This window comes from Nostoc cycadae WK-1, assembly GCF_002897135.1.
In the GTDB taxonomy this organism is placed as follows: Bacteria; Cyanobacteriota; Cyanobacteriia; order Cyanobacteriales; family Nostocaceae; genus Nostoc_B.
The window spans coordinates 1-6,672 of the sequence record NZ_DF978460.1 but is presented as its reverse complement, the minus strand read 5'-3'; the positions used below and the strand labels follow the sequence as shown (position 1 = coordinate 6,672).

Sequence of the window (6,672 nt, the reverse complement as noted above, 5' to 3'; positions counted from 1 at the left end):
ATCTATTCATCCCTTCATTCAGCAACGCCGGCTCTATTAATCTTATTTGTGGAGCAGATTCCTTAACAACCTCTCCAAGAATATAATTCTGATTGTTGCCATAAAGATAGTAAACAAGTTTAGGAGGTAATTCGTATCCTCCATGATTAACAACTTGATACTTATCAAAATTACACAACTCTTGGTTATTATATAGACCCTTATAAGCTGCTCCAGTGTCGTAAGGAAATAAATAATCTATTTTTTCAAGTAATGTGGGTTTAAATACAAAAGCAACAGGTAGCTTTGTCGCTTCAGAAGTAGGTTCCTGTCCATAGCGATGAAAAACTCCACCGTATGAAAAGTAAAGTAAATCACGTTCAAAAACAGCACAACGTGTTGGTTTAAAAGCTTCGTCGTCTATAATTTCACCAAAGGAACGAGCAGAAGTAAGATGAGCTATTGGTAAAGCTATAACGTCTCTTGGAGGAGATTCTAATTTTTCTAAAACTTCGTTAAGTGTAATATCATTTATCATCATAATTAATATTTTATTAATATCTCCACATCTTATTATTTACACTTGAAGAAAAACTTTTTTAATTAATTAGTTATTATTTGTGGATTTCTGTTCTTTCCGAAGTTCTGTCCAAGTTGCATTAGTCTCATTAAGAATACTCTGATACCGTTGATAAAGCTTGTCTAAATCTTCTTTACTAATATTTGTAATTTCGCCAGTACTTAGATACTCTAGATTGTCTTTCAACTCATATAGTTCATTTAGAGTAGTAGTGTATTTAACCCATAATCCTCTATAGTTAAAGAATGTATCCCAAGCTGTCAACAAAGTTGTTACAGCACTCAGAGTAAAAGCAACGTTTTGCAATACGATTTTATCTGTGTTGTTTAATCCATTGAGTCCTAATAAAACTGTTGTCAAAGAAGCCACAGATAATGAAATTAGTTTAATCCTTATTGCATTGCTTCTATTTTCATTACGCCGCTCTCTAAAAGAGCCAATTCTTTTGTCTATTTTTTGTTTAATAAAATTTATTTTTTTACTAGTTTCATCATCTTTTTCAACACAATTTACTTTTAATTCTGGTTCTTTTGTGCATTTATCAATAAATGATATCAGAGTTTTATAATTAGAAAAAGTTAGATTTATGACTAATTGATGTCCTTGAGAATCTGATACTATCTCATTAACAGTAGCATCATGCTCTGTTGCTAAGTCTGAAATTTTATTACCTAACTGCTCATCTGAGTTTTGGATTGAATAACTAACTTGCACATTAAACTTTTGGGATTGGTCTTGCATTGCAGTAATAGTAAAATAGTGTTTACTAAAGGTTATTTAGAGACAGGATTAATAACTCATTGTTAAACCTTAGGCTACGGCTCCAGCTACGGCTCCAGCTATGGCTCCGGCTCCGGTTGTAGCTCCCGCTACGGCTAGGCTTGCGTTTATTCCTTTACGAGTTATAACTGTAAACAAAATAACTATTACAATTAAACAAGTCCAGCCTGCAATCCTGCTTTCTAAACTGGAATTTTCAAAAAGTAATGACACCAAGCTGCCAGAAAAAGCAGAGAAAAACCCCGATGCTCCTGACAGCAAACACAAAGAGATAATATGTAAAACAGCCCTATTAGGTTCTAATCCAGCTTTTGCATGACTAAAGTTTGCACCTGTTAGATTCCCCCCTGTAAAATCTGCGCTTCGGATATCTGCATAACTAAAGTTTGCCCCCTCAAGGTTTTGACCTCTAAAGGAGCGTCCTCTGAGATTCTGACCGGAAAAGTCCTGCGGCATAACTGGGTAAGAAGACGCTTACACTTCAATTCTGATACAGATTGGTTACGAGATATTCCGGTTGAAAAAATCATTTTGAAGACACGGTGACAGGACACGAACACTATTTCAAAATAGCGATCGCTAAGTCTAAGAAATTGGGTGTGTGGGGTGGAAATTGTCAGAAGCACTGGGATTATCGCAGACATCAGGGCCAAATATAATTGTCATTTTCGAGGTTATCTACTAACACCATTTTTGAAGCTTTAGGGTCAAATCCTGTTGGAAATTTTGTAGTGCATGAATATTTTAATAACATTTGCAGACAAACCTCTAAATTGGTACTTTCGTCTGTATATTTAGCCCCTCGCAGGTTAGCAACTTTTAGGTTAGTCTCTTCCAGGTTAGCAAATTTCAGGTCAGCCCCTAGCAGGTTAGCAAATTTCAGGTTAGCCCCTTTCAAATTAGCCCCTTTCAGGTTAGCCAATAGCAGGTAAGCCCCTAGCAGGTTAGCCCCTTGCAAGTTAGCCCCTTCCAGGTTAGCAAATTGCAGGTTAGCCCCTTTCAAATTAGCCCCTTGCAAGTTAGCTTCTGCGAGAGAAATAATAGGAGACTGTAATTTATTTTGTCTTTTTGATGATTGAATCAATCCTGTTTCTGATAAATATTTAATAACCTGTCCTTTACGATCTACCGTATTCTCGTCATTCTCCTCATTTTGTAAATCTGGATTTTCAAATAATGCTAATGTACTAGCACGCATAATATTTTGTAATTGTTTATTATTTTCTAATTTCTCTACGCCTCCTTGGAGCAAGATATTTGAAAGCTGGTTGAGGTAATTCTGCACAGCTTGTTGCCCTCGTATAGCCTTCTCTTGACGGTCTTTTATTTCTTCATTGCTTTCTGTAAACCACCAGATTGCAAGCGGAATTAAAAGGACACCAATCGCTTCAATAATAGGACTTAATTTTTCAATAATCTGGAAAATTGCAGCCCGTTCAAACCAATCTGCACAAGGTTCAAGAAAACTTTTCTCTACAAATATCAGAGGTTGATTAGCTAAAGAAGCAATTTTTCTTAATACTTTTGTTCGTTGAATTTGTTCTTGCTCAAGCTGGCGTTTAGCCTCATTCCAATTATCAATATCACTACTATGACCACCTCTTGCTTGCCATAATTCAAAAGCTCTTTGGCGAATTTCATTTTCAGAGATTGGCTGAGGGGGTTTTGAAAATTTAGGGAATTGCCCAAATCTAGCAGTTATTTTAATACGTAAATTCTTCAAATGAGAATTATTAGTTTTCTTTGAAGGCTTAAAAATAGACATTACTCAGTTTTTATATATGTGAATTAAAGATATTCAACCATAAATTTGATACGCCACATCCTCCCCCAATCCGATAACTTTTAAGCAAATGTATAAGATAGTGCTGGGTGCGCCCGGTAAACCCGGCTTAAACTATTAGATAATTTTCTTAGAGGATTTTTTAGACAATTTCTAGGAAAATTTATCAGATAATGCTAGGTGCGCCCGGTAAACCCGGCTTAAGCTGCTAGATAAGTTTTTGGATAGAGGCGATCGCTAATTTAAAAGAAGATTTTTAGCAAACAAAATAGTCAAAACTGTTCCATTCCCGTCGTTCCTTTCCGGGCGCTGCTGCTGAAAATCAAGTCTACTCACTTCGTTCAAGTCTTCTGCCGCAGCAGCCACCCTCCACTACACTTTGGTCACTTCACTAGGGATAATGTGCTTCGCGTTGTTACCTTTTTTGCTGCTGCCATTAGTCTTCTCAAAAATACCTCACCTTGGGAGCAGCAGCAAAAAAGCGCAAAAAATGAAGCAAAAAGGCATTTTAGCACACCTCCGCAAGCTACGGCGTGCAATACCTTTTTATTGGGCTTCATTTTTTGCGAAAAAAGAGAGAGGTCGAAGAAAGAGAAAAAAGAGAGAGAGGTAAAGGTATCTGTTGCGGTTGGTTAACCCAGAGTGCCTTAAAATTCCGTTCCTCTGGATTTTCCCCACAGTTCTAGTTTGCTGGGTACAGGCCAGTTTCCAAACTGCGGATGAAAGTAAATTCGCTCTTACACAAAAACCTGTACTTTTTGGATCAGTTTACGTCATTCACTTTCATATTTATAGTATACCATGTATACATGGTTAAAATAATGTTTTACGGCAACTTTACATAAGTTTATATAATATAAATTATTGCATAGCAAGCTTTTAAAGGTTTTAAGTTAACTGCGGTTTACAGTTGTTTGCTAACGATCGCTCCACTCCCTTCGTTTCGTTCCGGTCGCGGCGGCTCCACGCTCAAGGCCTCTCACTTCGTTCTAGTTGGTTGCCGCCGCCGCCAACCTCCACTACACTACGGTCGCTCCGCAGTTAGAAAAGCGTTAATTGTTGTGGCTCATCATCTAACCAGCTTGGCCGCCAACTATTATCTTCATATCTGTTCTTAAAAACTGGAAATAAATAAATATTTATACCTTTATATTTTGCATAAGCAATTGTTAGCCAAGTCCCAGAGCCAGCACCATTTATATTACTACATGGTTTACATTCTTCAGGGCAAGGCTTATTAGGAAAAGCATAAAGCCAAGGGTCTTTTAATTGTGAAATTGCATCTATCATCTGTTTACTGCGTTTTGCAAAATGCCAGCGTTGGTTTCCCTCTACTTCAAATACAGTTAGTTGCTTTTTATAATAAGCTGCTGCACGTCTTACAAAATTGTCTAAACCATCAGCATCGCCTACATACCAGTTTTCACATTGCCAAGAAATAAAATATTCAAAATGCAAATAAATTTCTTTTTCTTGTTGTTTGGTCAAATTACGTGGGCCACTAAATGCAATGTTCATTTTTTTATCTTTATAACTCTTCTTTAATTTTACCATGTATACATGGTTATTTATTAAGTTTTAGTGCTATAATTAAAGTGTAGTAAAAAGGCATCTGACCAATGCAAAACGATACTGTACACACCAATCAAGAATACGATTTATACGAACTCGAAAAACTGAGAAAAGCGATTGATTTATTAATTCATCTTGAGCAAACAGAAGATGAATTATCACTTAAATTAGATGATGCTAGAACCTCAGTTCGTAGGCGTATCAAAGGATTAGCAATCGATTTAGGCATCCACAAAGAATTTATCAACGGAATTTAACTTGTTTAGCGATCGCCCACTAAGCGATCGCCTTCCCTTCATTTCCTCTAAGAATATGATTCAAGAACTCTGCACCTGTTCTAATACTTACGCTAAATACTCTAGCCTCATCAATCCATATCCTGAAAACTCTGAAAGCCTGGGATCACTCGAAACTTTAAATCAACTAATCATCACACCAGTTATCAACAAATTTGGTGCTGAAAACTTTAAGTTAACCTATGGCTTTTGTAGTAAAAATTTGTTGAAATTCCTCAACCGTGAAAAATCTCGTATCTGCGTAAAAGTTGACCAACACATGAGTTATGAGATTAACAGCAGAGGTAACTATTACTGCAAACATCTTGGGGCAGCTTGTGACTTTGTAATCACTGGTATAGATAGCCGCAAAGTAATTAGTTACCTCAAAACTCTAAACTTTGACTCAATTTATTACTACGGCGCAGATAGACCAATTCATGTCAGTTGGTCAGCAAAATCAAGACGGAAGATTTGGGAATTTACAGCACAGAACACGCCCAAACCATATAGCAATTACTACTGTGTTTAATTTACAGCGATGCCTGCGGTGGGCTGCGCCTACGCAACTATCAAGCGATCGCTTTCTCCTCATCCTCTAAGAATTTTAAAAAATATCTACCAATGCAATTAGTTTTCAATTCAGAATCAGAAGCCTTGGCTGTAGCTGAACAGCTTTATAACATCCAACAAATAGGTAAAATTTTAATTCCTGCTGATAAAACTATTGATTATCAAGCTTTAGAGTTGGCTGTTAACTTAGCTGGTGTAAATTTTCCTAGTTTTAGCTTTCCCATAGTTAGTAGTTTAAAATGTCGCCTGCCATATCCTAGCCATGAGAGAGAATGCACAGACAACAAAACACCTAAAATTTATGTTGCTTGTTTGAGTGCATATAACTCAGGCCATTTACACGGTCTTTGGATTGATGCAACTCAAGACCTAGAAGACATAGAAGATGATATTAAATGGATGTTGTCTTGGTCGCCAGTTGCAGATGATGAACCGTGTGAGGAATGGGCAATACATGATTATGAGAATTTTGCTGATTTCTCATTACGTGAATATGAAAGTTTGGAATATATCAGCAAATTAGCTCAGGTATTAGATGATGCTGATGATGCCGACGCGATGGCAGCTTGGCTCAATTATGCAAAAGACCCAATTCATAATCCAGATATTGAGAAATTAGCAGAAGAGTTTAGTAGTTATTACTGTGGACATTGGGAATCAGAGAGAGATTTTGTTTTGAAATCTGACGAAATTGAAAGTATGTATAACTGGTCAGAATTTGAGAAAAATTTCCTCTTCTGGTCACAGCATATCGATTGGGATTCTGTAGCCCGTGAGTTATTTATTGAGGGTTACGATTCAGTAAAAGCTTCACCTCATGGCGTTTATATTTTTCGTGAATATTACGGTTAGTTAATTTTGGCGATCGCACCCACCAAGCGATCGCCCTCACTTCATCCTCTAAGAATATGAGAATTTACGACTCAACAATGCTTCATTGGCAAGCAGTTTATGAAATCCAAGGCACTTTTTACCGCTACTTGGGCAGAGAGCTTAACACTAATTACATTTCGCATCCACAATTTAAGTTTCGACCACTGCCAGGACAACGTAAAAGGGCTGATTTAATTATTGGGCATAAGAGATTAACTACAAGCTGCTACGAAGTCCCAGGAGTTAGGATTCACAGC

Annotated in this window: 10 protein-coding genes and 1 pseudogene; 6 read left to right on the top strand and 5 right to left on the bottom strand. The window is 37.0% G+C overall.

The features are described 5' to 3' along the window. On the bottom strand, positions 1-520 hold a 520-nt coding region (locus NCWK1_RS28670), incomplete at its 3' end, for a hypothetical protein (protein WP_146034060.1). Between the two features lie 66 nt (positions 521-586). Further along, positions 587-1,300 (bottom strand): DUF4231 domain-containing protein, encoded by a 714-nt coding sequence (locus tag NCWK1_RS28665; RefSeq protein WP_103127023.1) that lies wholly within the window; start codon positions 1,298-1,300, stop codon positions 587-589. A gap of 100 nt (positions 1,301-1,400) precedes the next feature. On the opposite strand from NCWK1_RS28665, the gene NCWK1_RS30330 reads away from it, so the two are divergent. Next, the gene (locus NCWK1_RS30330; RefSeq protein ID WP_245895016.1) at positions 1,401-1,658 is read left to right on the top strand and encodes a hypothetical protein; all 258 of its coding nucleotides are present in this window, start codon (positions 1,401-1,403) and stop codon (positions 1,656-1,658) included. 38 nt (positions 1,659-1,696) lie between these two features. Here NCWK1_RS30330 and NCWK1_RS30665 read toward each other — a convergent pair. After that, a pseudogene (locus tag NCWK1_RS30665) lies at positions 1,697-1,795 on the bottom strand (pentapeptide repeat-containing protein); the annotation flags it as partial. Between the two features lie 187 nt (positions 1,796-1,982). After that, positions 1,983-3,104, bottom strand: coding sequence for a pentapeptide repeat-containing protein (locus tag NCWK1_RS28655; protein WP_103127021.1), 1,122 nt, complete (start codon positions 3,102-3,104; stop codon positions 1,983-1,985). A gap of 420 nt (positions 3,105-3,524) precedes the next feature. On the opposite strand from NCWK1_RS28655, the gene NCWK1_RS28650 reads away from it, so the two are divergent. Then, positions 3,525-3,758, top strand: a complete 234-nt coding sequence (locus NCWK1_RS28650; protein ID WP_103127020.1) for a hypothetical protein — start codon at positions 3,525-3,527, stop codon at positions 3,756-3,758. A gap of 405 nt (positions 3,759-4,163) precedes the next feature. Here NCWK1_RS28650 and NCWK1_RS28645 read toward each other — a convergent pair whose 3' ends face one another. After that, positions 4,164-4,676, bottom strand: a complete 513-nt coding sequence (locus NCWK1_RS28645) for a hypothetical protein (protein WP_103127019.1) — start codon at positions 4,674-4,676, stop codon at positions 4,164-4,166. A 65-nt stretch (positions 4,677-4,741) separates the two neighbouring features. Between NCWK1_RS28645 and NCWK1_RS28640 the strand changes: the two genes are divergently transcribed. The 4 genes from NCWK1_RS28640 to NCWK1_RS29970 all read left to right on the top strand — a co-directional run. After that, positions 4,742-4,951, top strand: coding sequence for a hypothetical protein (locus NCWK1_RS28640; RefSeq protein ID WP_103127018.1), 210 nt, complete (start codon positions 4,742-4,744; stop codon positions 4,949-4,951). A 1-nt stretch (position 4,952) separates the two neighbouring features. Beyond that, positions 4,953-5,501 (top strand): hypothetical protein, encoded by a 549-nt coding sequence (locus NCWK1_RS28635; RefSeq protein ID WP_222838824.1) that lies wholly within the window; start codon positions 4,953-4,955, stop codon positions 5,499-5,501. A gap of 92 nt (positions 5,502-5,593) precedes the next feature. Next, positions 5,594-6,394: an antirestriction protein ArdA gene (locus tag NCWK1_RS28630; RefSeq protein ID WP_103127016.1), complete on the top strand. Its 801-nt coding sequence runs from the start codon at positions 5,594-5,596 to the stop codon at positions 6,392-6,394. Between the two features lie 77 nt (positions 6,395-6,471). Beyond that, the coding region (locus tag NCWK1_RS29970) for a hypothetical protein (RefSeq protein ID WP_222838823.1) at positions 6,472-6,672 on the top strand (201 nt) is incomplete at its 3' end.